The sequence below is a fragment of the Cupriavidus sp. C1SS-2L genome (genome assembly GCF_057073735.1).
Window position 1 is genome coordinate 1,277,372 of record NZ_CP172708.1, and the last position, 23,810, is coordinate 1,301,181.

General features: G+C 61.6%; 25 protein-coding genes, 1 other RNA gene and 3 pseudogenes. 18 read left to right on the top strand and 11 right to left on the bottom strand.

Annotated features, from left to right (window positions below):
• Positions 1-39 precede the first annotated feature (39 nt).
• The 7 genes and pseudogenes from ACIGJG_RS06005 (at position 40) to ACIGJG_RS06035 (ending at position 5,993) form a co-directional block, all read left to right on the top strand.
• Positions 40-777 carry a polysaccharide deacetylase family protein gene (locus tag ACIGJG_RS06005; protein WP_483673057.1) on the top strand — a complete coding sequence of 246 codons (738 nt, stop codon included), beginning with the start codon at positions 40-42 and terminating at the stop codon, positions 775-777.
• Positions 778-1,062: 285 nt separating this feature from the next.
• Positions 1,063-1,366 (top strand): annotated as a pseudogene (locus ACIGJG_RS06010) (putative glycoside hydrolase); the annotation flags it as partial.
• 239 nt (positions 1,367-1,605) lie between these two features.
• On the top strand, positions 1,606-1,881 hold the full coding sequence (locus ACIGJG_RS06015; RefSeq protein ID WP_483672891.1) for an H-NS histone family protein: 276 nt from the start codon (positions 1,606-1,608) through the stop codon (positions 1,879-1,881).
• 4 nt (positions 1,882-1,885) lie between these two features.
• Positions 1,886-2,245: a transfer-messenger RNA gene (ssrA, locus tag ACIGJG_RS06020) on the top strand.
• Positions 2,246-2,403: 158 nt separating this feature from the next.
• Entirely contained in the window at positions 2,404-2,868 is a 465-nt protein-coding gene (locus ACIGJG_RS06025; protein WP_483672892.1) for a PliI family lysozyme inhibitor of I-type lysozyme, read from the top strand.
• 830 nt (positions 2,869-3,698) lie between these two features.
• The gene (locus ACIGJG_RS06030) at positions 3,699-4,790 is read left to right on the top strand and encodes a porin (RefSeq protein WP_011297351.1); all 1,092 of its coding nucleotides are present in this window, start codon (positions 3,699-3,701) and stop codon (positions 4,788-4,790) included.
• A 150-nt stretch (positions 4,791-4,940) separates the two neighbouring features.
• On the top strand, positions 4,941-5,993 hold the full coding sequence (locus ACIGJG_RS06035; protein ID WP_483672893.1) for a ribonuclease Z: 1,053 nt from the start codon (positions 4,941-4,943) through the stop codon (positions 5,991-5,993).
• 37 nt (positions 5,994-6,030) lie between these two features.
• Here ACIGJG_RS06035 and ACIGJG_RS06040 read toward each other — a convergent pair whose 3' ends face one another.
• Both ACIGJG_RS06040 and ACIGJG_RS06045 read right to left on the bottom strand, forming a co-directional pair.
• Positions 6,031-6,231: a DUF2905 domain-containing protein gene (locus tag ACIGJG_RS06040; RefSeq protein ID WP_041679542.1), complete on the bottom strand. Its 201-nt coding sequence runs from the start codon at positions 6,229-6,231 to the stop codon at positions 6,031-6,033.
• Positions 6,232-6,699: 468 nt separating this feature from the next.
• Complete coding sequence (locus ACIGJG_RS06045) at positions 6,700-7,179, bottom strand: YbhB/YbcL family Raf kinase inhibitor-like protein (protein ID WP_483672894.1); 480 nt, start codon at positions 7,177-7,179, stop codon at positions 6,700-6,702.
• A gap of 324 nt (positions 7,180-7,503) precedes the next feature.
• Between ACIGJG_RS06045 and ACIGJG_RS06050 the strand changes: the two are divergent.
• The 4 genes and pseudogenes from ACIGJG_RS06050 to ACIGJG_RS06065 all read left to right on the top strand — a co-directional run.
• Positions 7,504-7,884: pseudogene (locus tag ACIGJG_RS06050) on the top strand (DNA-binding protein); the annotation flags it as partial.
• Positions 7,872-8,333 (top strand): annotated as a pseudogene (ybgF, locus tag ACIGJG_RS06055) (tol-pal system protein YbgF); the annotation flags it as partial. The pseudogenes ACIGJG_RS06050 and ybgF, both read left to right, overlap by 13 nt.
• A gap of 273 nt (positions 8,334-8,606) precedes the next feature.
• A complete protein-coding gene (locus ACIGJG_RS06060) occupies positions 8,607-9,128 on the top strand; it encodes an FMN-binding protein (protein WP_483672895.1) in 522 nt (173 codons plus the stop codon).
• A 1-nt stretch (position 9,129) separates the two neighbouring features.
• Positions 9,130-9,990 (top strand): FAD:protein FMN transferase, encoded by an 861-nt coding sequence (locus tag ACIGJG_RS06065; RefSeq protein WP_011297356.1) that lies wholly within the window; start codon positions 9,130-9,132, stop codon positions 9,988-9,990.
• A 59-nt stretch (positions 9,991-10,049) separates the two neighbouring features.
• Here ACIGJG_RS06065 and ACIGJG_RS06070 read toward each other — a convergent pair whose 3' ends face one another.
• On the bottom strand, positions 10,050-10,262 hold the full coding sequence (locus tag ACIGJG_RS06070; RefSeq protein ID WP_181184576.1) for a hypothetical protein: 213 nt from the start codon (positions 10,260-10,262) through the stop codon (positions 10,050-10,052).
• Positions 10,263-10,823: 561 nt separating this feature from the next.
• Positions 10,824-11,297: a hypothetical protein gene (locus tag ACIGJG_RS06075; protein ID WP_483672896.1), complete on the bottom strand. Its 474-nt coding sequence runs from the start codon at positions 11,295-11,297 to the stop codon at positions 10,824-10,826.
• 386 nt (positions 11,298-11,683) lie between these two features.
• Here ACIGJG_RS06075 and ACIGJG_RS06080 point away from each other — a divergent pair, with 386 nt between their 5' ends.
• The 3 genes from ACIGJG_RS06080 to ACIGJG_RS06090 all read left to right on the top strand — a co-directional run bounded on the left by ACIGJG_RS06080 (position 11,684) and on the right by ACIGJG_RS06090 (position 15,636).
• Positions 11,684-12,544: a sulfurtransferase gene (locus ACIGJG_RS06080; protein WP_011297359.1), complete on the top strand. Its 861-nt coding sequence runs from the start codon at positions 11,684-11,686 to the stop codon at positions 12,542-12,544.
• Positions 12,545-12,621: 77 nt separating this feature from the next.
• On the top strand, positions 12,622-13,098 hold the full coding sequence (locus ACIGJG_RS06085; RefSeq protein ID WP_483672897.1) for a universal stress protein: 477 nt from the start codon (positions 12,622-12,624) through the stop codon (positions 13,096-13,098).
• A 102-nt stretch (positions 13,099-13,200) separates the two neighbouring features.
• Entirely contained in the window at positions 13,201-15,636 is a 2,436-nt protein-coding gene (locus ACIGJG_RS06090) for a plasma-membrane proton-efflux P-type ATPase (protein ID WP_483672898.1), read from the top strand.
• Positions 15,637-15,639: 3 nt separating this feature from the next.
• Here ACIGJG_RS06090 and ACIGJG_RS06095 read toward each other — a convergent pair whose 3' ends face one another.
• On the bottom strand, positions 15,640-15,849 hold the full coding sequence (locus ACIGJG_RS06095; RefSeq protein WP_140953288.1) for a protein-tyrosine phosphatase family protein: 210 nt from the start codon (positions 15,847-15,849) through the stop codon (positions 15,640-15,642).
• A gap of 277 nt (positions 15,850-16,126) precedes the next feature.
• On the opposite strand from ACIGJG_RS06095, the gene ACIGJG_RS06100 reads away from it, so the two are divergent.
• The 4 genes from ACIGJG_RS06100 (at position 16,127) to ACIGJG_RS06115 (ending at position 17,579) form a co-directional block, all read left to right on the top strand.
• Positions 16,127-16,366 (top strand): c-type cytochrome, encoded by a 240-nt coding sequence (locus ACIGJG_RS06100; protein WP_011297362.1) that lies wholly within the window; start codon positions 16,127-16,129, stop codon positions 16,364-16,366.
• Positions 16,363-16,776 (top strand): c-type cytochrome, encoded by a 414-nt coding sequence (locus ACIGJG_RS06105; protein ID WP_220631480.1) that lies wholly within the window; start codon positions 16,363-16,365, stop codon positions 16,774-16,776. The genes ACIGJG_RS06100 and ACIGJG_RS06105 overlap by 4 nt, the downstream gene beginning before the upstream one ends.
• A 157-nt stretch (positions 16,777-16,933) precedes the next feature.
• Positions 16,934-17,137: a YgaP family membrane protein gene (locus ACIGJG_RS06110; RefSeq protein WP_220631481.1), complete on the top strand. Its 204-nt coding sequence runs from the start codon at positions 16,934-16,936 to the stop codon at positions 17,135-17,137.
• 94 nt (positions 17,138-17,231) lie between these two features.
• Positions 17,232-17,579 (top strand): carboxymuconolactone decarboxylase family protein, encoded by a 348-nt coding sequence (locus ACIGJG_RS06115; protein ID WP_011297365.1) that lies wholly within the window; start codon positions 17,232-17,234, stop codon positions 17,577-17,579.
• Positions 17,580-18,190: 611 nt separating this feature from the next.
• On the opposite strand, the gene ACIGJG_RS06120 is transcribed toward ACIGJG_RS06115, so the two are convergent.
• The 6 genes from ACIGJG_RS06120 to ACIGJG_RS06145 all read right to left on the bottom strand — a co-directional run bounded on the left by ACIGJG_RS06120 (position 18,191) and on the right by ACIGJG_RS06145 (position 23,769).
• The gene (locus ACIGJG_RS06120; protein WP_220631482.1) at positions 18,191-19,198 is read right to left on the bottom strand and encodes a Bug family tripartite tricarboxylate transporter substrate binding protein; all 1,008 of its coding nucleotides are present in this window, start codon (positions 19,196-19,198) and stop codon (positions 18,191-18,193) included.
• 41 nt (positions 19,199-19,239) lie between these two features.
• Positions 19,240-20,097 (bottom strand): SDR family NAD(P)-dependent oxidoreductase, encoded by an 858-nt coding sequence (locus ACIGJG_RS06125; RefSeq protein WP_011297367.1) that lies wholly within the window; start codon positions 20,095-20,097, stop codon positions 19,240-19,242.
• Entirely contained in the window at positions 20,090-20,623 is a 534-nt protein-coding gene (locus ACIGJG_RS06130; RefSeq protein ID WP_235679973.1) for a carboxymuconolactone decarboxylase family protein, read from the bottom strand. The genes ACIGJG_RS06125 and ACIGJG_RS06130 overlap by 8 nt, the downstream gene beginning before the upstream one ends.
• 82 nt (positions 20,624-20,705) lie before the next feature.
• Positions 20,706-21,509 (bottom strand): citryl-CoA lyase, encoded by an 804-nt coding sequence (locus tag ACIGJG_RS06135; protein WP_011297369.1) that lies wholly within the window; start codon positions 21,507-21,509, stop codon positions 20,706-20,708.
• Positions 21,506-22,225, bottom strand: coding sequence for an SDR family oxidoreductase (locus ACIGJG_RS06140; RefSeq protein ID WP_220631483.1), 720 nt, complete (start codon positions 22,223-22,225; stop codon positions 21,506-21,508). Before ACIGJG_RS06140 ends, ACIGJG_RS06135 begins: the two co-directional genes overlap by 4 nt.
• Positions 22,222-23,769 (bottom strand): class I adenylate-forming enzyme family protein, encoded by a 1,548-nt coding sequence (locus ACIGJG_RS06145; RefSeq protein ID WP_220631484.1) that lies wholly within the window; start codon positions 23,767-23,769, stop codon positions 22,222-22,224. Before ACIGJG_RS06145 ends, ACIGJG_RS06140 begins: the two co-directional genes overlap by 4 nt.
• Between the last annotated feature and the right edge of the window lie 41 nt (positions 23,770-23,810).

The window sequence follows — 23,810 nt, forward strand, 5'->3', positions numbered from 1 at the left end:
TTTCTCGCATGGCTGGGTTGTTTGTTCCTTGTGCCGACCATGGCGAACCCTGGGTATGCACAGCCTGTGGCGCGTCAAGTGTCTGTGCTCGTCTACCATCGCTTCGCCGAACACGCGGTCGATACGATGACGGTCCGCACGGAAAGGATGCGTGCACATCTGCGCTTTCTCGAAGACAACGGCTACAGGATCGTGCCACTGGCGGATGTGCTGGCGTGGCGAGCAGGGGGTCCCGACAATCTGCCGCCGCGTGCGGTTGTGCTGAGCGTTGATGACGGCCACCGCTCCGTCTACGAGGTGTTGTGGCCGATGCTCGCCAGCCGTCCGGTGCACGTGACGCTGTTTATCTATCCTTCGGCCATCTCGAACGCGCCCTATGCCATGACATGGGACCAGTTGCGCGCGCTGAAGCGCACGGGGTGGTTCGACATCGAATCGCATTCGTACTGGCACCCGAATTTCAGAACCGAGCGGGCGCGGCTGGCGCCCGATGCATTCCGGCATTTTGCGCATGACCAGTTGCGCCGGTCACGCGAGCGGATCGAGGCGGAAGTGGGCGCGTCGGTGACGCTGCTTGCCTGGCCGTTCGGCATTCATGACGCCGAGCTGGAAGCGATTGCCACGCAGGAGGGTTATGTCTCGGCATTCACGATCGAGGCGGGTGCGGTAACGCGGCGGCAGCCCGCGATGGCGCTGCCGCGTTACCTCATCACCGATCAGTGCGATGTGCATTGCCTGAGCCGCCTGTTAGTCGCCACCGAGAATCAGCATGACTAGACGGCTGGCGATCTGGCTCGCCTGGATAGGTTGCCTCATGGCATGGACGTCCGCGCAAGGGGCGACGGCTGCCATGACGGTTGTCGACGTTGTGACAGGGCTCCCCATTGCAGGCGCAACCGTCGTCAGTGCCGGGGCGGAGCGGGTGACGGCAAACGACGGGACGTTCATGATGCCGATGAACGGTCCGGATGGCGGCATTGCGATGACCGTACGCCGGGGTACGCGCGCCTGGAGACGGTCGCCAACGGAACCACGCCTCGCGCGATCGCGTTGGCGCCGCTGCTTGCCGAAGAAGCGGCACGCATGGGGTTCGACGAGGTGCAGTTCGACTATCTGCGGTTTCCCGATGCGCCAGGACTCCGCTTCAGCGAGACCAACACCAGCGCCAGACGCGTGGCCGCCATCACAGGATTTCTGTCCGCGGCGCGTGATCGCCTGCGGCACTACAACATCTACCTATCCGCAGACATCTTCGGCTACGTCTGCTGGAATCTCGACGATACCGCCATCGGTCAGCAGCTTGAAACCCTAGGTGGTCTTATCGACTACATTTCACCGATGTTGTATCCGTCCGGTTTCACCGAGTGGATGGAGGCGATCAGGCGCAACAAGCCATCCCAGCCGTCGCGGATTGCCTTGAGCGAGACCTCGTGCGAGACGGCGGCCGACGCTTCCCATCGCTCAGGCGATGCGCGACGCGGATCCCGTCATGGGTGAAGCCAGTGATGCAGGCGTCGGTAGTGGCAGCGTTGCACTCAGACGAGCCGGGGGCGGTGGCGCTGCCTAACAACCAGGACGAAGGCAACGACAGCCGTGACGGCAGCGATGACAGCAAAAACTGAGCGGGCGGACGCGATCCGCTGGATCCAGGCGCAGATGGACGACTACGGGCTCACCCTCGAAGAGCTCGACGCGGCGGGGTGCTTCGCGCCGCCGCCCTCGCCGGAGCCACCCCCACCGTCCGCACCACCGGCGCCGGTGGTCTGCTACCGCAACGCGGAAGGGCTCACCTGGGACGGGCAGGGCGAGATGCCGTCGTGGCTCAAGCGGGCGGTCAATGCGGGGCAGTCGTTGGAGTCTTACCGGGTCGGGTCCTTGTAGAGCCCCAGGCAAACTGCCTTGACGCTGCCGGGAGGACGCGTAGAATCTGGACTGTTGGGTGCTGCAAGGTTCCCGATAATGGTTGTGAACCTTCTTCTTGAAGGCCTTCTGGACGGCGGTTCGATTCCGCCCAGGTCCACCAGAAGCACATTGCACGGGCAGTGCGCTTCTGATGGGCCTGACCTGGTTTCGACAGGGGGAGATAGGGTCGTGAGGCAACTCGTCAGAGAAGACGTTAAAACTAAATCGAAGTAAATGCTAACGACGAAAAGTTCGCATTGGCCGCCTAACAGCCGCCTTGGGTTGTAACTGACCTCGAAACAGAAAAGTTACTGACAAGGGCTCCTTCGGGGGCCCTTGTTCATTTGGAGGGCTTGGCATCGATGGCAGCATGCGAATGACCTTGCCCCGGAGTCCGCGCGCACGCACGGCGCGCCGGCCCGCCCGCGCGCCTCTTGATTCTTCGTTCGGCTGCGTGTGCAATGCCGAGCAGGGCCCTGAGCCATGCCGAAGGAGGATTCTGTGAAGAAAGGCGCTCTGATCTGTTGCGCTGCGGCCTCGATCGGGTTCGCGGGCCTGCGCGCGATGGCGAAAGACGGCGTCGCGATTGCGCTGCCGGACCAGCGGGTCGCTGTGCTGTCCGAGGGCGATCTGGAAGCTGCCTCGATGGGCAGCTACAGCGTCGCCGTGTTCAAGGATGCGCAGCTCCTGCATTTCGACGCCGGCGCGGTCTTCTCGCGCAACGGCACCATCTTTCGGGATGACGGCAAGCTGCGCGTGAAGTTCGCGGATATCACCGGAGACGGCACCCAGGCGCTGGTTATCTCCAAGCTCACCGCCGGCTCGGGAAAATACCTGGAAGTGGATGCGTTGCGGATCGACGCCGGCAGCGTGCGCCTGCTCACGCGCGTCCAGACCGATACCCACCATGATGAGATCGCCGAGCTTAAGGCGGCGTGCCGGCGGGATGCGTGCTCGCCCAAGTAGGGGTGATCGTGCTTTCGCTGCAAAATGATACGCCGGTCGGTGAAATCGTGTTTGAAATCAATGGTTTGCACACACTGGCTTATGCACGAAAGGCTCTTTGCGCAAATCATTGATACAGAGCGGTTTCCTTGCTGAAACCGTGTCAACCAGCACCGAAAGCACCATCACCCCGAATAACTCGACGCATTTCCGGCTCGTTCCTGCGTGGTGCTCGTCGGCCTGCCACGGGCGCAGCCCGAGCGTCTTATTCGCCGCACGGGTATTCCCTCGGTTGAGTTCTATGCCTCAGTATTATTTAATTCAACGTGAATTAAATAATACGACAAACTTCGACGACGCCGGAGCCTGTCGCGGCGAATCTGAAGAGGTGATAGCGGTACTCAGTCCTCTTGGCTGCGTCCCGGGATTGTTTCCTGTCTCGCGCCAGCAGGGTCACTCTCACATCGCCTTGTAGCCAGGAAGAGCAACCGAAGGAGACAAGACATGGATGCCTCTGTTCAACGGAAGGGGCTGCCGAGACGGGCCAACGAGCACGCTATCGGCCGCTCCTCCCGGCACTCGCCTGCGTTCGACAACGGGGGAATTCCATCAGGCTGACGCCGAATGACGCGAGCGATTCCATCGCGAGGTCGCTTCGATAGATAGGTCGTCGAGGCGCTGTCGGAGCGGCCAGCCACAAAGTGCAAGTCAGGCTATGAGGTCTGTTCGAGTTTCACGAACGGGCGGGGATGCTATTGCCTCTTTTCTGCCATGACGAGATTCTGCGGCGCGCAGCATGGGACCATTTTCAAAGCTAATTCAGGAAATTGAAGCAGGTAGTGGAGGGACAGATGTTTCTGGGGTATCGCAATAAGTGGCTGTGTGCCAGGGCCGCGGCGGTGGCGATCATGTTGCTAGTGGCGGCGGTCGCGCATGCGCAGGGAAGTATCACCCTTTATGGGCGAGTTGCAGGCGGCGTCGACTATATGAACAAGATCGCCACCGGAAATGGGCAAACCGCCGATTTGCTGCGTTACGGCAGCAATCAATGGGGGGTAAGCCTGTGGGGGCTCCGGGCCAAGGAGGACCTGGGTGACGGTCTCAGTGCGGTGATGAACCTGGAGAGCGCATTCTCATCGGGTGACGGGCAGGGAGCGGGCGTGGGCCTCTTCAGTCGCTATGCTGTTGTCGGGCTTTCCAGCAGCACATACGGAACCCTGTGGCTTGGTCGCGCCATGGGCTTGCCTGACTCGGAGGGCTGGACCGTCGATCCGATGGGTATGCAGGCCATCAGCATTGGCACACTTCAAAATGGCAGAAGTTGGGGGTCCCGTGGTAATGCCATCACCTACGCTTCACCGGACTGGGGAGGACTCTCGTTCCGGGCGCAGGCCGGCCTCAATGGTGTCGCAGGAAATTTCAACGCCGGCAGGCAGTTGGCTGGTAGTTTGAGCTACGACAACGGCCCCATTTTGATCAAGGCGATTTATGAAGAAATTCGAGATGCCAAAGGGGAATTTACCAATCTATACACTGCCTCACGCCTTTATGAGGCCGGCGCCGCGTATGTGGTAGGCGGCTTGAAACTGTTCGGGGGCTATAGTCTTACTCGCTCCGGCGGCGCAACGGTGGCAGACGCTGACAATCCCATGGCCGCCAATAAGCAGCAACAGTTTTGGCTTGGCGCGAACTACCAGGTATCGCCAGCGCTGACGTTGATCGGTGGTGCATACAGGGCAATCCGGAACAACTCTGCCGGCAACGGAACCCTGCTTGCACTCGGCGCAAACTACTTCTTCTCAAAGCGCACCCTGTTGTACGGGACGGTCGGTACCGTCATGAACGGCGGAAATGCGGCGTTCTCCGTCGAGGCTGGCAGCAACCGGCCTCTGGCGGGTGCAAGTCAGCAGGGTGTCTATACGGGCATCGTGCACCGGTTCTGACTTGAAGGCGTGCGGCTCCCGCGGCGTCCCGTTCGTGCGCACGACACGCGTCTTGGCGGGGCTGGAATTGGCGCATAGGATGTCGATGTCGAGTTCCCAGAAATGGCTGGGAACGGAGGAACTGACGGTGTTCATGGCACCGTGGCCATCATGCGTCACTTGCTGGAAGTCCGCCTCGTCAACGATGTCTTTGGCGATCCTGGACTCCTCGTCGACTTCCTGGACGAACGGCGTGCGTTGCTGTTCGATCTGGGCGACATCTCCGTACTGATGCCGCGCGAGCTGATGCGGCTGTCACAGGTGTTCGTCACGCATGCACACATGGATCATTTCTCCGGCTTCGACCACCTGCTGCGCGTGTTGCTCGGACGCAAGGATCGAATCGTGCTGTACGGCGGACCAGGATTCCTGGCGCAGATTGAGCACAAGCTGCACTGCTACACGTGGAATGTGGTCCATCGCTATGCAATCGAGCTCAAGGTTGAAGCGGTCGAACTTGGCTTGGACTGGCAGCGGCGCAGAGCCTGCTTTTCCAGCCGGCACGGCTTCGCGAAGCAGGGTGAGGTGCCGATGGGGAGTACCGGCGACATCGTCCACGAGGAGACAACCTTCCGGGTGCGCGCGTGCTTCGTGGATCATGGAACGCCTTGCCTGGCTTATCTGTTGGAAGAAAAGGCACGTCCCGGTATCAACAAGGAGCGGCTGGCCGCGTCAGGTCTGACGACAGGAGCCTGGCTGCGCGAGTTGAAGCACGCTGTCCTGACTGGCGCGCCCGATGATGCGCCGATTCTTGTGCAATGGAGCGATCGCGCGGGCGAGCATGCGACGACGCGGCAGGTAGGCGAGCTGAGCCGGTTGATCCTTGATGTCGGATCTGGCCGGCGTATCGGCTACGTCACCGACCTGCGCTACTCGGACGAGAATGTGAAAGCGTTGTCGCAATTTATGCAGGGCGTCGACGAGCTCTTCATCGAGAGCGTGTTTCTGGACCAGGACAGCGCTCACGGTTTGCGCAAGAACCATTTGACCGCAGCCCAGGCCGGCCGGATCGCCCGCTGCACGGGTGCTCGCGCGGTAACCCCCTTTCATTTCTCGCCACGCTATGAGGGCCGCGCCGCCGAGTTGGCCGCCGAAGTACGGATTGCGTGGGCCGGGGATACGCATAGCCAATTCGAGCCACGGCTGCCCGACCGGACGACGTAACGGCGGGGCGTCTCAAGGGCGCCACAAGGGATCGCCGTTAGCGGTGAAGCAACCAGAACAGGACCGACAGCAACAGCGAGATCACAATACAAGTAGTGATTGGGAAGTAGAACGTGAAGCCGTCGCGGAGGATATGGATATCTCCGGGAAGGCGCCCGAAAGGCAGCCTGGATAGCCATGGCCACGCGACTCCTGCGATCATCAGCAGGCCACCGAGAATGATCAGCGTGCGTTGCATGCTCAATAGGGAGAAGTGATATTTTCCTGAGTAGTGTTGCGCCCGTTTAGCGATTGGATCGGGACGAAGGCAAAAGATTCTCGTCGGAGGGTGAGGGCGGCCGTTCTGCCATCGCTTCACAGCCGGGTTTGCTTGCGGACAGGCGCCCGCCGCTCGCGCCACAAACTACTCGGGCCAGACCCATCCAACTCATCGAGCAGGCAAAGATGAAATAGGTATCACTGACCATTCCTGTAATTGGATTGATTGCCGGAACACGGGCGGCGGGTGCGGCGGGCCTCGCACTGTTGCTAAGCAACCGAATTGATCCGAAACAACGCCGCGCCATCGGATGGACGCTGCTTGCCGTAGGAGTTATCACGACAGTGCCGCTAGTCGCGCAGGTGTTTGGAAAACTCCAGGAATGCAAGAGCCCCGACGGAGATGAGGTAAAGGTGAAAGATTGATGGTCCCGCCTGCACGACTACGTCAGCGCGCATGCTTCTGGTAGGTCCCAATTAGGTTGGCATGCGCCAGAATATGCCCCCGCATCGCCTGTTCCAGCGCCGCCTTGTCCGGCTTGCCGAGATCTGGCAGCACGACGTCCATGGCATATAGCTTGTGGAAATACCGGTGCCGGCCAATTGGAGGACACGGGCCGCCGTAATCGGCACGATGCCAGTCGTTGATTCCTTCGCGAGCGCCGGCCGGCAAGATATGCCGGCTCATCCCTTGCGCAAGCGAGCCGGGGAGCGGAGGTAGGTTGTACACGAGCCAATGGACCCATGTCATTTGCGGTGACGCCGGGTCCGGCGCATCCGGATCATCGACAATCAAGACCAGGCTGGCAGTGGAGGGGGGCAACCCTGACCACGTCAGGGGCGGTGACACATCGGCGCCTTCGCACGTGTGCACAGTGGGAATCTCCCCGCCTTGGGCAAACGCGGAGGATGTCAGTATGAGCGGCATGGATGGCCTCTGCTGGGCAAGTAGCGCTGGTCCGGACAGCATGGCCGCAAAGGCCAGCAATCTCGGTAGATGTGCCAAACGCACCATATCTGCCCCCGCCGGCCCATGATGGCTGTTCCAACTTAGCCGGGATTCATCCCCTGTACAAGGGAACGTCCCCTTTCAAAACCCGACCCTGCACGGGTATCCCCTTGTTTTCGGTGCAATTTACCGGGGTAACTGACCCAAGCATTCATGCGGGTTTCCGGGTGGAGGGGGGGCCGGGATTCGCAATTATGCGCTGCAGAGCATAAGGGCGAATCCCGGCCGGCCCTCTGGCAGGAGCTGCGCGGGCGCACGCGCGTGACCATCAACCATCCGGACCTGCCGGATTCGCTCAAGCAGATCGCCGCCGAGGCGGTGCAGACCGTCTGGCAGTCGGCCAACGAGGCCGCGATGGCGGAACTTGCCACGCTGCGCGCGGAAACCCGGCACGCCGCGAGCGAAGCGGAAGCCGAGCGCGATGCGGCGCGCGTGGAGACGGCCGCCGCGCGCGAGGACGCCGCGGCGATCGCCGCTCAGCTGGCGGAAGCGCGGCAGGCCCCCGAGACCGTGCAGGCGGACCTGGCCGCGGAGCGGCAGGCGCACGCCGCCACGCAGGCCCGGCTCGAGGCGGGGCGCACGAAACTGGAGACGGGCCGGCGCCAGTTGGTAAGGACTACTACGCCGACCTGGATGCACGCCTGAAGAAGTTCGAGCCGCAGCAGGCTTCAGTCGAAGACCGCCAAGGCACGTCGCAGCCGGGCGAGAAGCCCGACTACGACGCCGCGCTCAAGCACTTCCAGGCGGGCGATTTCAAGAGCGCCGGGAATTCGTTCTCGTCGTTTATCAAGAAGTATCCGCAGAGCCCGTACCTGCCGCTGGCGCAGTACTGGCTCGGCAACTCGCTCTAAGCGCAGCGCGACTATAAGGGGTCCTCCTGGGTGCTGCACAAAATGATCGATGCCAATCCGACGCATCCCAAGGTGCCGGACGCCATGATCGCGGTGGCCAATAATCAGCTTGAGTCCGGCCAGAAGGCGGCCGCGCGCAAAACGCTGGAACAGGTGGTGGCCAAGTATCCCGGTACCGAAGGCGCGCATGTGGCGAACAACCGGTTGAAGATGCTGAAGTAAGTGCGGACGGCTTCCAGCCGGCCGCACCACGCGCCAAAGGCCTGCTTTAGGTAGGATCTTCAGATTCTGGCGAACCCTACATTTTCCGGCGTGTGGGGTCAACGATGATCTGGACATGGGACGGGCAGGGCGAGGCTTGCTCTTCAGCTGAAAAGGCGGACAGCGACGCCAGCATCAGCAGTGCACTGCGCACCGCATCTTTGGCGATAAGCAAGCCCGCAACGGGCTTATCATCAAAGTCGCCATTCCGTTCTGAGCCGTCGGAGTCTTCCCATGAAATGGACCCCAGTTGCTGCAATACCGTTCGCCATGCTGGTTGCGCCGGCGTACGCCAGCGATTATCTGACCGTCGAGCAAGCGCAAGCGGAGATGTTCCAAGGTGCTACCTTCCAGCCAGTTCTGTTGAAATTGAGCAAAAGCGTACGTGATGCCATGTACGACCGCTCCGGTGTCCATGAGCCCTTCGACGAAAAGGGCGTCTGGAAGGCGTCCACTGGCGGCTGGTTCATCGTCGACCACGTTACCAGCAAGCACGGGAAAATTGGCTATGCCGTGGGATTGGATTCGAATGGTGCTGTCCGTGCTATTGAAATCCTGTCCTATCAAGAGAGCTACGGTCGTGAAGTCGGCAATGCCGAGTGGCGGGCTCAATTCGTAGGGAAAACATCTCGCGATGCACTCCGACTCGGCAAGGACATCCGCAATATCAGTGGCGCAACCCTGTCGTGCAAGAATGTTACACAGGGCGTCAAACGCGTACTGGCACTGTACGAACTCGTGCTTGCGAAGGGGTGAGATGCTAAAGCGGGCGCGGCCACTGCTTGGCACTATCGTTGAAATACGTGTCGACGGCGCTCCGGAGGGGCCAATACCGGCGCGACTCGCCGAGCCAGCAGTAGCGTCTGCATTCGAGTCCATTGCGTACGTCGATAAGCTGATGAGCTTTCATCGCCACGACAGCGACCTTGGCCGCTTGCACGCCGCAGAGCCTGGCCAGCGAGTTAGCGTACATCCATGGACGATGCATGTTCTCCGTCAAGCGTTCCGAATGTTTGAGCTAACTTCTGGGACATTCGACCCGTCGGTTGCAGCAGCATTGGTTGCGGACGGCTTGCTGCCTGCCCCAGCTGGACCGAGACCAGCCACTAGCACCACTTTCGATAGCATAGTTCTTCATTCGGATTGCACCGTCGTTCGCAAAGAGGCTGTCTGGCTAGACCTTGGAGGTATCGCAAAGGGATTTGCAGTTGACGTAGCCGTCGGTGCCTTGCGAGATGCGGGGGTTCGCGCGGGTGCGGTTTCTGCCGGCGGCGACCTTAGAGTGTTTGGCGATACCGACCAGCCGATTTTTGTTCGGTCACCCCAGCGACCAGCAGAAACGCATTTACTCGGTGCATTGAATCGGGGCGCGGTTGCCACAAGCAGCGCCTACTTTCTGGATAGCTTTGGCCACAGTGCTGGCAAGTATGCGATTGTCAGCGGCGCTCGCTTGCGCGGGCAAGCTCCGAAAACGCCGCGATACCCCAGCGTCTCCGTTATCGCTCCACGCTGCATCTGGGCCGACGCCCTGACAAAAGTCGTGACCCTGGCCGGCATTGAGTCCCCAATCACCATCAAAGCCTTGTCGCTCTATCACGCGCAGGCAGTAGTTTCATGACCAAAGCTCCTCGTCCTCACCCCTGGACGGCACCCGAATTCGCCTGGTCCTACCGCTGGCTATACGGGCACAGATACCGTTGCTGGTGCAATGGCAGTCATCCCGCGAGCGGACCTGGTCCACTTCTTGTCGAGCACGGCGACGACCATCAGCCCAAGCGACGGGCTCAGGATCAACGAGAAGATGATCCATGTGGCGCCGGAGCGTCCCAGTGCGTTAGCAAAAAGGCCAACCGCGAAGGAACAGGTGATCCAAGCAGCAAGTGCAAACATGGCGGCAGATTCCACGAGTCAAAGTGATCGCCACGCGAAACGGCGAGCCACCAGTATGGGCACAACTGCAATCAGTAGCACCTGGGGAAAGGCATTAAGGGAAAGCGCTAAATGAAGACCGCGCCAAAGCGGGTGCAGACGACCGACCGCTACGGCGACGCCCGCTGTGCCGACGCCGCGCGTCCCGTCCGTTCCTGCGCAGCCGCCCGCTGCTGCACCTGAACCAGCTCCAGCGACCCCGTCGCCTTCGGTGACGTCGCAGGCGCCTGATGGATCGACGGCCACGGTAGCCCCCGCCGCGAAGCCCGACGCCACGGCGCCGACGGCCGCGCCCGCACCAACCGCACCGTCTGCAACGTACGCTCCACCCGATACGGGCGCGGGCGGCACAAACTGAGCGCATTGCAGTTGGACCCATTGACGCGCGAAGACTGGCAATACGTGCACTGACACCGTTGCAGGTGCAATGGCAGTCACCAATCAATTGCTGACTGGCTCATGTGCCGGACCTTCAGCGGCGGAACTAATGGATGGCGATAGGGACGTGCTTGGAGAGATACGTCAGGTCTCGGCCTTCTCCGTGCATCTGTCAGGAAAAATGTGTAGCGCCACCAGAGGCTCCTGGCCCACCAGATAGCGGTAGTCCAGTGTCACGCCGAGCCTGCCCAGCAAGGGCACATCCGGGTTTCGGCAGATTCCGCGCTCGAGGATCGGCCTGACAAAAGCCATGAATTTCTTGGTGTCGTCGCGCCGCGGGTCCACGCCGCTTACCTTGAGTTGGAACTCCACAACCTTGCCGGGGCGGACGGCGCAGCCAGTGAGGCGTGTAGAGTTATCCAGCACGATCGGCGCCGACCGAGCCAGTTCCGAGCATGCCAGGCTCAGCTGGCGCTCGGCATCGCGGGCGGTCAGCCGCGTCACGCCCGACATGCCGCTTGGCTTGCCGCTTACGGTGCCAAGCAGCAGTCTGGCCAGATCGGAGAGAGGCTGGGCTGCGAAACCCGCAGGGGGGGCCACGATCAGCAGGCCTAGCACGCATGTTGCCGGCCATTTTTCGATGGAGCAGGAGACAGGCATGGAATGGCCGCAACGCAGAACAGGAGCACCCGCAAACAAGCAATTCACTGTAGCGCGTGGCGGGGCCGATCGTTGTCAGGCTTTGTCCTACTTCGCTACTCGGCTGGCGGCACCCGAGGCCGTAACGGGTGGCGGCCAGCCGGACAGGCCCTCCAGGTCTTGACGCAGGCGGGTGCCAAGCAGCCCCTGTAACTTGACTTGAGTTGACAGAAATCAACGACCGCGGCCCTTCCCATCCCAGAATTCAGAATGAACGGGACTATTCCAATCGTCCGAAAGCTTGCTGTGCTCCAGTGTCAATTGTCCCGTCAAAGCAAGCTTGGCGCGATCAGATGAGGGTCGTCATGAACGTAAGGGTTCTCATATCACCGGCCGATCTGGCGGAAATGATGCGGACTGAGTCCGTCGTGCTCATCGATACGAGAGACGCGGCGAGCTACGCCGAGGCTCACCTGCCAGGCGCGGTGAATATCCACGAGATATTTACCTACTTGGCAACAACGACACAAGAGGGCCTGGCCGCCCTGCGGGAAGCATTTGCCGAGGCGTTCGGCAAGGCCGGACTGTCGGGAAAGGAAGTGGCCGTCGTCTACGAGCAATCGATGACGACTGGATTCGGTCAATCCTGCCGAGGATACGTACTCCTCCGATACCTTGGATATCCACGGGACAAGATCAAGGTGCTCCACGGTGGCTACCGTGCATGGCACGCGGCGGGCTTTCCCAGCTCAACCGACACCCCGATGCCCGCGCCTGCCAGGTTTCCGCTTGCTAGCACGCAGGCCAGCATCCTCGTCGACCTGGAAGAAATGAAGAAGACGGTCGCGGACCCACACATTGTCAAACTCGACGTACGCGACGTCGACGAGTGGATAGCCGATAGCTCCTCGCCCTACGGCAAGGATTTTTGTCCTCGCAAAGGCCGAATTCCAAACTCTGTCTGGATCGAGTGGTACCGGATGATGAAGCCGACTCCGGCCGGCCAGATGTTCAAGTCACCTGCGGAAATTCTCGCCGAGTGTGCTACCGTCGGAATTCGTCGTGAAACGCCCGTCGTCGTCTTCTGCTTCAAAGGGGCGCGAGCTTCCAATAGCTTTGTCGCCTTGGAAGAAGCCGGGATAGCCGACGTCCGGCTCTATCTTGGTTCGTGGAATGAGTGGTCGAGGGACCTCTCTTTGCCTATCGAAGAGGGCGTGCCCTATTAGAAGCGCTCTGCGCGCCAATGGCCCGATGCCTGCAAGCTTCGACGTGCCACGGTGTCTCCCTGTCAGAGGAGGCGAAGTTGTTCCAAAGGATACTGGTCGCGTTTGATGGCAGTTCCGCCTCTGGCGCGGCACTCGCTACGGCTCTCGCGCTCGCGGACGAACTGCATGCGGTAGTCAGGGTAGTCGGCGTGGTTGAGCAACTGCCCAATATCATCGGATTAGGAGGCGGTCTCGAACACGCTTCGACGAAGCAGGCCGTGGTGCGTACCGAAACCGAAGGCGTTCTCGCCCGAGCAAGAGAGTTGCTGGACTTGTCCGGCGTCCAGGGCGACACCCTGGCGCTGGATGCTGGCGGGCGAGGCGTCGCTTCAGCAATTCAGTCGGTCGCGCTAGATTGGCATGCCGACGTCATCGTCATCGGAACGCATGGCCGGCGTGGCGCTCAGCGCCTTGTACTTGGCAGTGTTGCCGAGTCCGTCGCCCGGCTGAGCACCATCCCGGTCATCCTGGTGCCTCACCATGCCACCCCCACCGGAGTGTCCGCGCCCAGCTAGTTGACCAATCGCATCCTGCGCGAGCCGAACTCCAATCTTACTGGTGCGTTGAAGAGCACGCTGCCATCTGGCGTGCAACGCTCACTCCCACCCAGACATACGATGATGCAGCAAGAGAACGCGCAGCAAGCGCTACCGCGGGCGGTAGCAGAAACATTGCAAGTATCGGGCTCGAACTGCGAGACTGGCCTGTCGAGAGCGGAAGCGCAGATCCGGCTCAAGCGCGATGGACCGAATGAGGTGCCGGAAAGGAAACCGCACTACGTGCTCCGCTTCCTGGCCAAATTCTGGGGGCTGTCCGCCTGGATGGTCGAATTGATTGCCCTGCTGTCGTTGGTTCTTCACAAGACGACAGACCTTGTCGTCGCTTTGCTCCTCCTCGTCGTGAATGCCGTACTGAGTTTCCTCCAGGAGCAACGCGCGTCCGCTGCCGTCGCTGCACTGCGACAACAGTTGAATATAACAGTCCGGACGATGCGCGACGGAAGCTGGAAGACCATTTCCGCCAAGGCATTGGTGCGAGGTGACATTGTTCGGGTGCGAGCTGGCGACTTTGTTCCCGCGGACATGCTGCTCGTGCAAGGGAATCTGCGGCTCGATCAGGCAGCGCTCACGGGCGAGTCGCGAGAGGTGGAGCGGACCACCGGCGATACGCTGTACGGCGGCGCAACGGTCTGCTATGGCGAGGGAACCGGAATCGTCACGGCAACAGGTGTCAAGACCTACTTCGGTCGCACGACCGAGCTTGTCGCAAGCGCGCATCCGAAGTTGCATGTCGAGGAAGTTGTTTCCCGCGTGGTTCGCTGGCTGTTCCTGATCGTTGGCACCCTGGTGCTGGTGACCCTGGTGGTGTCGTACCTGAATGCGCTGCCACTGCCAGATACTTTGCCTATTGCACTTGTCCTCCTGATGAGCGCTGTTCCCGTCGCGCTACCAGTCATGTTCACCGTGAGCATGGCACTGGGCTCCATGGAGCTATCCCGACAGGGTGTGCTCATCACCCGCCTGAGCGGTATCGAGGACGCGGCTACGATGGACGTGCTTTGCACTGACAAGACAGGGACGCTCACCATGAACCAGCTCTCCCTCAAGCTCGTGCAACCTCGGCCCGGATTCAGCGATGACGACGTGGTCCGGTTCGCCGCGTTGGCATCGAATCTGGCAAACGCGGACCCTATCGACCTCGCATTCTTGCGCGCTGCGGGGACGTCGGGGCAAGAGGAGGGCCACAAGGCAACGATCCTGTCCTTCCAGCCGTTTTCCGCCGCGACGCGACGTACGGAAGCAATTGTGTCGGTGGACGGGGGCACGTTGCGATGCGTGAAGGGAGCCTTGCGAACCGTGGCAGAGGCGGCAGGCCTTTCGCAGGACGCGATCATGCAGCTAGAGGATCAGGCCAGCATCGAAGCGCGCAAGGGAGAGCGTGTTCTGGCAGTGGCGCGAGCCTTTGAAGCAGGTCCACTGGAGCTGATCGGCCTGGCTTACTTGTATGACGCTCCGCGTCCCGACTCGGCGCGTCTCATTGCCGAACTTCGCCGACTCGGCCTCGAGGTCAAGATGTTGACCGGTGATGCCTTGCCGGTGGCGCAAGCCATCGCGGCGGCCCTGGGACTCGGCACGATTGCGCGCGTTCCCGATTTGCATAGTGAGCAGTCAATGGCGAAGGGTGGGAGCCCGGTGCAAGGCGTTGACGGCTATGCGGAGGTATTCCCCGAGGACAAGTTCCTGGTCGTCAAGCGCCTTCAGGAAGCTGGCCATGTGGTTGGCATGACAGGCGATGGCGTGAACGATGCGCCAGCCCTGCGCCAGGCGGAGGTCGGCATTGCTGTAAGCGGGGCCTCCGACGTTGCCAAGGGCGCCGCAAGCGCGGTGCTAACCCATGAGGGCTTGGTTGACATCGTCGACATGGTGAAAAGCGGACGCGCCATCTATCAGCGCGTCCTGACATGGATCATCAACAAGGTAAGTCGCACCATACTGAAAGCCGGCTTCGTCGTTGTGGCATTCCTGGCCACGGGAAGATTCGCCATTTCCGCGCTTGGCATGGTCCTGCTCGTCTTCATGACGGATTTTGTCAAGATTGCCCTGGCGACTGACCGCGTGCATCCTTCGAAACGCCCGGAGACCTGGAATATTGGCCCGCTTGTGCGGGTGGCCATCGCTCTTGGCTTCTTGATGTTGGTCGAGTCGCTGGCACTCCTCGCATTCGGCTGGCATCGCTTTGGACTCGCGGATGCCGGCGGCAAGCTGCAGACTTTCACATTCCAGACCTTGCTCTTCTTCGCCCTCTTTTCCATCGTCTCGGTCCGTGAGCGCCGCGCGTTCTGGTCGTCACGGCCGAGCAGGACACTTGCCATTGCCATCGTCGCAGATGCCGCTCTTGGCCTGTTCATCGGCATTCATGGCTTGGCGGAACTGCGACCGCTGCCGCTTGCGATCAGTCTTGTGACATTCACCTATGCAGGACTTCTCGTCCTCGGCCCGAACGACCTGTTGAAGACACTCCTTACCCGGAAATGGGGTAGCGTTGGATCGTGATTCTTACGTGCGGCCGCCATTGGCGATGCGCCGGACTACACCCTTGAGGTCGTAACCGGCGGCCGCGGCCCGCTCGATAATGTCGGGCAACGGCCTGCGCGCGGACTGCGATAGAGCCCACAGCGTGGCCGAGCCCGTGCCGGTGCGGCAGCGCTGATTGCCATCGCGTTTCTGCTGTTCATACTCGGGGGAAAATTCGAACAACGCTTTCATGGGCCCATGACCGCTAAACAGGTAATGGGTGCAGATGAATCAGACAAAGTCGCTTCATCAACTGGGGTACATATATGAGATCAGCGAACATTCCCAGGCAAAGCTTGGCTCAAGCGGTTCAGGCGCTTGCTGTCGCAATGAGTTGTGCAGCTACGAGAGTTTGCTTGTTGTGCAGACTACCTATGCCGCGCACGGCGGAAATGTTGCACTTGCCGCCCTCGCTGGTAGCAGCACCTTCGTGGAATGGAATCACATATCATTACCGAGAAGCCCGTGAATGCAGCTACCCAAGAATGTCGGTAACGGCCTGAACTGCACGAGCTGCCACCTGAATGCCGGGACGACTGCCTATGCATCGCCGTGGATGGGGCTGGCCGGCGCCTTTCCGGAATACCGATCGCGCAGTGGAAAAGTCATCTCGCTGCAGGAACGCATCAACGACTGCTTCCAGCGCTCGATGAACGGCAAACCGCTGGCATTCGACTCGGCAGAAATGAATGCCATCATGCCTATATGAAGTGGCTGTCCACGGGGGTCCCGACCGGCACGAATGTGGCCGGCAGAGGCTTCGAGAAGATTGATACGTCACTGACGCCGGACCCGGTCCACGGCAAGACGATTTACGGCGCCCAATGCGCGTCCTGCCATGGTGCCGAAGGCCAGGGCACGAAGAACCCGCAAGGGGGTTATATCTTCCCGCCGGGCTGGGGCAAGGATTCCTTCAACGTGGGTGCGGGGATGGCGCGCATGTATACCGCTGCTGCGTTCGTGAAGCACAACATGCCACTGGGCCAGGGCGGAACGCTGTCAGCGCAGGACGCCGTCGATGTTGCCGCCTACTTTACACAACAGCGCAGGCCCGATTATGCAGCCAAGGTCAAGGCCAAGGACTGGCCAAAGGTCGACAGGCCGAAGGACGCACACTAGCCCGGCAAGCGCCCCGATCATTTTGCAGGGGGTTGCGCTGGATCATGACCGATCACCCAGATCGAAGCCAGAGTAAAAGCGTTCCTCAAGGGTAGTGTTGGATCCAACCCCGCCCGCGGTCCGTTCGCCCAGTTTCATTATTGCCAAGGAGGCAGCCATGCAAGCAAATGTTGGGACTGTTGACCGAGTCCTCCGAGTTGTAGTTGGACTGATCTTGATTGGCCTGGCCGCGACCGGCCGCGTGGGTGCCTGGGGCTGGATTGGCATTCTCCCACTGCTGACAGGTATCGTGCGCGTCTGTCCTGCCTACAGCATTTTCGGCGTGAAGACATGCGCGGCATCGAAGTCTGACGCGAAGTAACCTCAATTCAGCCGGCCTGACAGCCTCAGGGCTGCTCGGCCCCCTCGAACACTTGTCACGCGCCCTGCGCAATTGCCAGATGAAGGGGTTTTTTATGAGTGGTATGCCTGAATTCAAGACTGTGGTCAAAGATGTGTCGGCGCAAATGCGCCGCCTGCGCGAGACCCAACCCGACTTAATGGCAGCATTCAGCCAACTGGCAGCGGCTGGCACTAAAGAGGGGGCCTTGAGCAAGAAGACACGTGAGATGATTGCGCTGGGTATCGCGGTCGCAGGCCGCTGCGATGACTGCATCGGCTTTCATATCCAGGCGCTCATCAAGTTGGGCACCACTCGGACCGAATTGGAGGAGGTGTTGGGAACCGCCGTGTATATGGGTGGTGGGCCTTCGATGATGTATGCCACGCATGCGCTCGCGGCTTTTGACGAATTTTCGTCCTGATGCGGTTTGAGCGCTGTCCGAGTACCCGCTCAAGCGTGCAAGGTTGCTAGTGCGCATTAGCCAAATACCTGCTTCGAATTGAAGCGCCCTACAGTCCCGGTAGGCACAGGCGCCGAGAATAGGCTGCTGCCGCAGCGACTCCGAGCATGGCGTTTCTTGGTGGGTGCGGCACGGAGCGCGCATGTGACGTCAGGGGGGGAGCGCCCCTCCGCACCAAAGAACGTCCCGTAGCTGCCCGTCTCGTGCGTGCAGCCATGCAGCTTGACGATGAGTTCAGCCTGAAGCGGGGTGAATCTGTCCCTCCCGAGCAGGTAGCCGGCACGCCCGCCGCGCCGGAATCTGTGAGCACACCGGGAGGTGCCAAACGTCCCGCGCCAAAGGTGAGCAAGGTCACACTGGACTGTCTCAGGACTTCTGGCTGGAGCGGGGCAACACCGCAGCCACCGTCACGAAGAAGGTGGGCTTTATCCGACTGCTTCTGACAGTGGCCCGCAATCGCCGCCTCGTAGACAGCAACCCCGCTGAAGGAATGGCACAAGAAGCCCGGAGAGCCGTTCGGCTTTTCCGGGCGCTACCCCAATCGAATGGGGACGTGGACTTTGGAGTCGGGCTCAATCCAGATGGATCTGATTGGCTCTTGCGATGTCCTGCCAGACCCGCAGGTCGACTCGCACCGTCTGCGCGAATTGCTCTGGCGTCTTCAGCGGTGGATCGACAAGGTTGAGTTGCAGGAAGCGCTCACGCAGTTCGGGGGCTGACAGCGTACTCAGGATCTCGCGGTGAACCGCGGCCACAACGGACTGGGGGGTTCCTTTGGGAGCGAAGACGCCATACCAGGCATCTGTGTCGAAGGGGTAGCCTTGTTCCGTCATGGTTCGCAGCTCTGGCAGGGCTGGCCCCCGATGAGAGCCAGTGATGGCGATGCCGCGCAGCTTTCCGGCCTTGATAAGGGGCACAGAACTCGTGGCATCGACAAAGGCCACGTGGATCCGCCCGCCCTGTATGTCCTGATAGATCTGATTGATGGTTTTATAGGGAACGTGCCGGATATCGAGGCCGTTGCGGCGTTTCAAGGACTCCATGACCAGTTGTCCCGTCGATCCTGGCCCCCAGGTTGCATAGTCGTACTTGCCGGGGTTTGCCCTCACCAGGGCCACGAAGGTCTTGAGATCTTGCGCCGGAAAGTCGTTGGCAACCACCAGGTGAATGCCGCCGGAGAAAATCTGCGCCACTGGCACCAGATCACGTGTCACATCGAAGGGCAGTTTGCTCAGCAAGGCCTGGCTGATGACCGTGGATGACGAACTGGCAAACAGCAGTGTGTAGCCATCGGGAGCGGACTTTGCCACGGCGTCGACCCCGATGACGCCGTTGGCGCCGGGCCGGTTGTCCACGACCACAGGCTGCTTCAGCGACCGGCTCAGTCGCTCCGCAAAGATACGCGCTATCGTGTCAGGGCCGCTGCCACCGGCACTCGGCAGAATCAGCCGGACTGGCCGCGCGGGCCAGGTGTCCGCGAGCACCGGGCTGGTCATGCAGGCCATGGCCAGCCACGCACACCGCATCAGGTACCGTGCGGCCACGGCAGCGCGGTCAGCACATAAGGTCAACATTTTCATTGATGTCTCCTCCTTGGTATGCCCGATCGTCGCCGGGAAACTCAGGCGGTGGCGCGCACGGCGCCAATGGACAATCCGCCGTCCACGACCAGCATCTGCCCGTTGACATAGGAGGATTCGGCACTGATCAGGAAGAGCGCGGCGTTGGCGACTTCCCAGCCCGTTCCCTGCCGGCCAAAGGGCAGGGGGCGCGCCGCGCGCGACGGCCTGGCACGTGAGGCGTCGCGTCCCATTGGCGTGTCGATCAGGCCTGGCGCGAGCACGTTGGCGCGCAGTCCTGTGCCTTGCCCGGCAAAGGCGACGGCGCGACCGAGCGCCATCAGCCCGGCCTTGGACGATTCATAGGCCGGCAGGCCGCTCAGCGGTGAAATGGCAGCAGTCGAGGCGACGAAGACGACTGCGCTGCCCGGCGGCATGACCGCCGCCGCCTCCTGCGCGCAGAACATTGGCGCCCGCAGGTTCAGATCTTGGACACGATCCCAGTCGGCAGGGTTTTCGCTGCCGAACCGGTTCTGGTTTCCGATACCGACATTGACGACCAGCCCGTCCAGGCCATCCATGGCCGATGCGGCTTCGCGCACCATCCGGACAATCTGGGCAGGATCGGAAACGTCAGCTTGCACGACGAAGCCGCGTCCCCCTTCGCGAGCGATCCAGTCAACCGTCCCTTGGGCGGCACCGGGGTCGATGTCGGCGCAAGTCACTGCCGCGCCCTCGCGCGCAAACAGCACCGACATGGCGCGGCCGTTTCCGACGGAAGGGACCTGATCTACAGTCTGGCGCTGGCCCGCACCAACCACCAGGATTCGCCGGCCGGCGAGCCGACCCTCGCGCCGAACGGTGCCCAGGGCGGGCGCGAAGAGTTGTTGATCAGGGCGCAGTTGCAGGGAATCAGTCACGGTGCATCTCCAGATGTTCAATCGGCGGGTTCTCAATATCGACTTCCAGGTTTTCCAACAGGCGCGACACCAGCATGTAGTAGCCGATGGTCACCAGCAGCTCCATGGTCTGCTGATCTCCAAGTTCCTTCGCTATGCGCGCATAGAGTTCCTCAGGTGCCTTGACGTCCCGCACCACGGCATCGGTGAACGTCACCACCAGCGTCTCGCGCCAGTCGAGGCCTTCGGTGGAATCGGGGCTGAGGGCAGCTTCGATCTTTGCCTGGGTTAGGCCGGCAGCTCGCGCCACCCGGCGATGTTGATGGATCTCGTAGGTGGCTCGGCATAGCGCACCCACTCTGAGGATTGCCAGCTCGCGCAGGGTTGCGGGCAGCGCGGATTTCGTGAGGATGGCGCGCCCCAGCGACAGGAAGCCGATAGCGGTCTCGGGCGCGTTGGGGAGGATCCGGTACAGGTTGAGCGGCGGACGGCCGCGCACCAGCTCGCCGAGCGGGCCTGTGACTTCGTTGACATCGAAATATGGCATGCGAGCCATAAGGTCTCCTCTGGCCGCGTTGGCGCGGCGCATGGTTGGTGGATGGGGCGGTAAGGCTTTGGGTATTCGGGTCTTAGGGCAGCACGTTGCGCGTGTCTTGGCGCAGTACAAGCTCCCACATGCGCGCAGCGGTCGGATGCTCGCGTTCTTCCAGAACATGGGCGACCAGGCCTGCACATCGGCCAATCAGCGCAAGGCCGCGGCCAAACAGGGGATCCAGCCCCATGTCAGCCAGGATGGCGCCGAGGGCACCGGCTGCATTGAGCGGGAGCTTGCGCTTCTCGCTTCCACCAGCGCCTGGCTTGCCTGACGCCTCGGCGAGGGCGACAGCCAAACGGCAGTGCCGGCCGAAGAATCCGTTAGCCCTCGCTGTATCGAACAACGCCGGCACGCGTGGATCGCCATTTAAATGAATCGGATGGCCCAGGCCGGGCAGGGCGCGCCCGTCCTGTCGCGCAGTCGTCACGACCCGGCGTGCGATCTCTTGCAATATGGGCTCCTTTGCGTCCGGTGCCAGATCAGCAGCTTCTCGCAGGAGTAGTTCGGCAGTGTTTTGCACCGTGCCGAGAAAACGTTCACCTGCGCCAAGCAGGCCGGCTGCCACGGCGCCCTGCAGTGACTCGGGAGCGCCCAGCCAAGTCATGCGCGTGCTGATGGCACTGGGGGTCAGTCCATGGTCCACCGCTGTCACAAGTAACGTGTCGATCATGGATGCCTCAGCCTCGTCCGGCAGCCTGCCGAGCACCACCAGGCACAGCATCTGCACAAAATCGATCTTGCCAATCACGTCGCGCGCAAGATCGCGGCCACGCACCGAAATGCGGTCTGGCGTGGTGGTGCCAATGTCAGTGCGGATGCTCGTGTGAGTGCTGCTCATGCTGACAACCCCACGGTAATGCCGCCGCACACATGCAGGATCTGCCCTGTCACGAACGAAGCGCGCGTATCCAGGAAGAACTCCACGGCGTGGACGATGTCGTCGGCGTTTCCCAGCCGTTTCACGGGGACGCCGGCGACAATCCGTTGCGTCAGTGCCTGCTGTGCCGGATTGGCCGTTCCGAACGCCGCAGTGGCAATTGGCCCGGGCGCGACCGCATTCACGGTAATGCCATCCGCGCCTAATTCGAGCGCCCACGTCCGGGTCATTGCATTGAGCGCACCCTTGGTCGCGGCGTACGCCGTGCGCATTTCCTTGCCAAGCGCCGCGCGGCTGGAAATGTTGACAATGCGGCCCTGTCGTGCCGCGCGCATGGCGGGCAGAGCCGCCTGTGCGCATTGCAGGGCGGCGCGGGCGTTGACCAGCATCTGGCTGTCGAAGTCGTCCAGCGTCGTATCACCGATGCTGGCGGGGCGCAGCGTGGCGACATTGTTGACGAGCCCGCCGAATGCATGCTTGCCGCAGGCATCGCGCAGGACTGCAGCAAGTTCGGCTTCACTGGCCATGTCTGCTTCGTAGAATTCCACGATGCCTGGCTGCGGCGGCAGGGCGCGGTCGATGCTCACGACATGGCTGCCGCGTCTCGCCAGGGTCTGGCACAAGGCCCAGCCAATACCGCCGGAGCCTCCGGTGACAAGAACCGATTCTGGAATCATGATGCGAGCGTCTCCTTGGGGAAATGGGCCTTGCCGTCCGAGTTCGCCAGTTGATCCCGGAGGGCCTGCTTTGAAACCTTGCCGTTCGCGGTCAGGGGCAGGCTGTCGAGAAAGTGGATTTGCTTGGGCGTCTGGACGGGGCCAAGTCGTGCCCTGACAACACCCCTGAGCGTGTCGGCCGAGACCTCTGTGCCCGGTCTGAGTTGGACGGCCGCATGTACCGCCTCTCCCCAGCGCGGATCGGCGACGCCGAAGACCGCGCACCGGCAGACGGCGGGGTGCTTGCCCAAAGCATTCTCGACATCGGTCGGATAGACGTTAAAGCCGCCGCTGATGACAACGTCCCGCAGTCGGTCCTTCAGGTAGAGAAAGCCTTCCCGATCCAGGTACCCGCCATCGCCGGTATGCAGCCAGCCGTCGACGATGGTCTCGGCTGTCTTTTCTGGCTGCCGCCAGTAGCCGCTCATCAACAGGTCGCCGCGAACGACGATTTCGCCGGTCTCTCCCGGCGGTAGCAAGCGGCCGTCGGGCGCCATGATCCCAATCTCGGTCAGCGGGGTGGCGCGGCCGACCGATCCATGGCGTTCCGAATTGCGCAATTCGATCGAAGGCATGAATGCAATGACCGCAGGCGCTTCCGTCTGTCCGAATGATGTCTCGAGGGTGCCAAACACCTCGATGGCCTGGGCAATACGATCTGCCCGCATCGGCGCTGCGGCATAGACCATATGCCGCAGCTGCGACCAGTCTCGCGTCGCCACCCCGGGCTCATCGAGCAAGTCGTAGATCAGCGTGGGCGGCATGAAGGTCGCCGTGATCCGGCCGCTTTCCAGCTGGTCCAGCACTGACTTCGGCCTGGTCGAACTCGCCAGGACAATCGTGCCCCCGCAGGCAAATACGGGAAGAAGAAATGTCGACGTGCCGTGCGTGATAGACGCCACTGCGAGATAGCGCTCGTCGTCTTGCAACTGCATTGCTGTCAGGATCGATACGACCGTGGCATTCCAGGCGCGCAAGGATTGCATGACGCCTTTGGGGGCGCCGGTCGTACCACCAGTGAACTTGATCGCCTGGATGTCGGACAGGTCCCTTGACTGGCGGCGCGGGACACGCCCTTGCCATGCCACCAGCAGGCCCGCCACACTGTTCGGCTCAGCCGATGAGGTGCCGCAAACCAGGCGCCGCGCGCCGGCCGGGACCGCGTAACAGGCCTGTTCACGGTGAGCTTCGTCGAACACGAGAATCGATGGAGTCGTGAAGTCGATTATCCTGGCAAGCTCCGGGCCGGCGCTGCGCGGATTGAGCGGCACCCAGGTTTTTCCCGCCGCCAGGACCGCCATTAAGGCGACCACGTGCGGAACGCTGTTCCCGGCACAGATGGCTACCCGCGAACCTGGCACCGGATCGATGTCCTGGAAGGCGGCAGCCAGCGCGGACACCTGCCGGGCCAGTTCGCCGTAAGTCATTGAGACATCGTCTGCTTCGAGAGCAATACGGTGGGGGAACGCGCTTGCGGTTCTCAGAAGGAAGTCAATCGGCTGCATGAATACTCCGGCTTGAAGATTCGGCCAACACGGTTGCCGCA

Coding starts and splice junctions, on each gene's coding strand:
- ACIGJG_RS06005 (WP_483673057.1), top strand. CDS start 40: ATGGCGAACCCTGGGTATGCACAGCCTGTGGCGCGTCAAGTGTCTGTG.
- ACIGJG_RS06015 (WP_483672891.1), top strand. CDS start 1,606: ATGACAGCAAAAACTGAGCGGGCGGACGCGATCCGCTGGATCCAGGCG.
- ACIGJG_RS06030 (WP_011297351.1), top strand. CDS start 3,699: ATGTTTCTGGGGTATCGCAATAAGTGGCTGTGTGCCAGGGCCGCGGCG.
- ACIGJG_RS06035 (WP_483672893.1), top strand. CDS start 4,941: ATGCGTCACTTGCTGGAAGTCCGCCTCGTCAACGATGTCTTTGGCGAT.
- ACIGJG_RS06040 (WP_041679542.1), bottom strand. CDS start 6,231: ATGCAACGCACGCTGATCATTCTCGGTGGCCTGCTGATGATCGCAGGA.
- ACIGJG_RS06045 (WP_483672894.1), bottom strand. CDS start 7,179: ATGCCGCTCATACTGACATCCTCCGCGTTTGCCCAAGGCGGGGAGATT.
- ACIGJG_RS06060 (WP_483672895.1), top strand. CDS start 8,607: ATGAAATGGACCCCAGTTGCTGCAATACCGTTCGCCATGCTGGTTGCG.
- ACIGJG_RS06065 (WP_011297356.1), top strand. CDS start 9,130: ATGCTAAAGCGGGCGCGGCCACTGCTTGGCACTATCGTTGAAATACGT.
- ACIGJG_RS06070 (WP_181184576.1), bottom strand. CDS start 10,262: ATGTTTGCACTTGCTGCTTGGATCACCTGTTCCTTCGCGGTTGGCCTT.
- ACIGJG_RS06080 (WP_011297359.1), top strand. CDS start 11,684: ATGAACGTAAGGGTTCTCATATCACCGGCCGATCTGGCGGAAATGATG.
- ACIGJG_RS06090 (WP_483672898.1), top strand. CDS start 13,201: ATGATGCAGCAAGAGAACGCGCAGCAAGCGCTACCGCGGGCGGTAGCA.
- ACIGJG_RS06095 (WP_140953288.1), bottom strand. CDS start 15,849: ATGAAAGCGTTGTTCGAATTTTCCCCCGAGTATGAACAGCAGAAACGC.
- ACIGJG_RS06100 (WP_011297362.1), top strand. CDS start 16,127: ATGCAGCTACCCAAGAATGTCGGTAACGGCCTGAACTGCACGAGCTGC.
- ACIGJG_RS06105 (WP_220631480.1), top strand. CDS start 16,363: ATGAAGTGGCTGTCCACGGGGGTCCCGACCGGCACGAATGTGGCCGGC.
- ACIGJG_RS06110 (WP_220631481.1), top strand. CDS start 16,934: ATGCAAGCAAATGTTGGGACTGTTGACCGAGTCCTCCGAGTTGTAGTT.
- ACIGJG_RS06115 (WP_011297365.1), top strand. CDS start 17,232: ATGAGTGGTATGCCTGAATTCAAGACTGTGGTCAAAGATGTGTCGGCG.
- ACIGJG_RS06120 (WP_220631482.1), bottom strand. CDS start 19,198: ATGAAAATGTTGACCTTATGTGCTGACCGCGCTGCCGTGGCCGCACGG.
- ACIGJG_RS06130 (WP_235679973.1), bottom strand. CDS start 20,623: ATGCCATATTTCGATGTCAACGAAGTCACAGGCCCGCTCGGCGAGCTG.
- ACIGJG_RS06135 (WP_011297369.1), bottom strand. CDS start 21,509: ATGAGCAGCACTCACACGAGCATCCGCACTGACATTGGCACCACCACG.
- ACIGJG_RS06140 (WP_220631483.1), bottom strand. CDS start 22,225: ATGATTCCAGAATCGGTTCTTGTCACCGGAGGCTCCGGCGGTATTGGC.
- ACIGJG_RS06145 (WP_220631484.1), bottom strand. CDS start 23,769: ATGCAGCCGATTGACTTCCTTCTGAGAACCGCAAGCGCGTTCCCCCAC.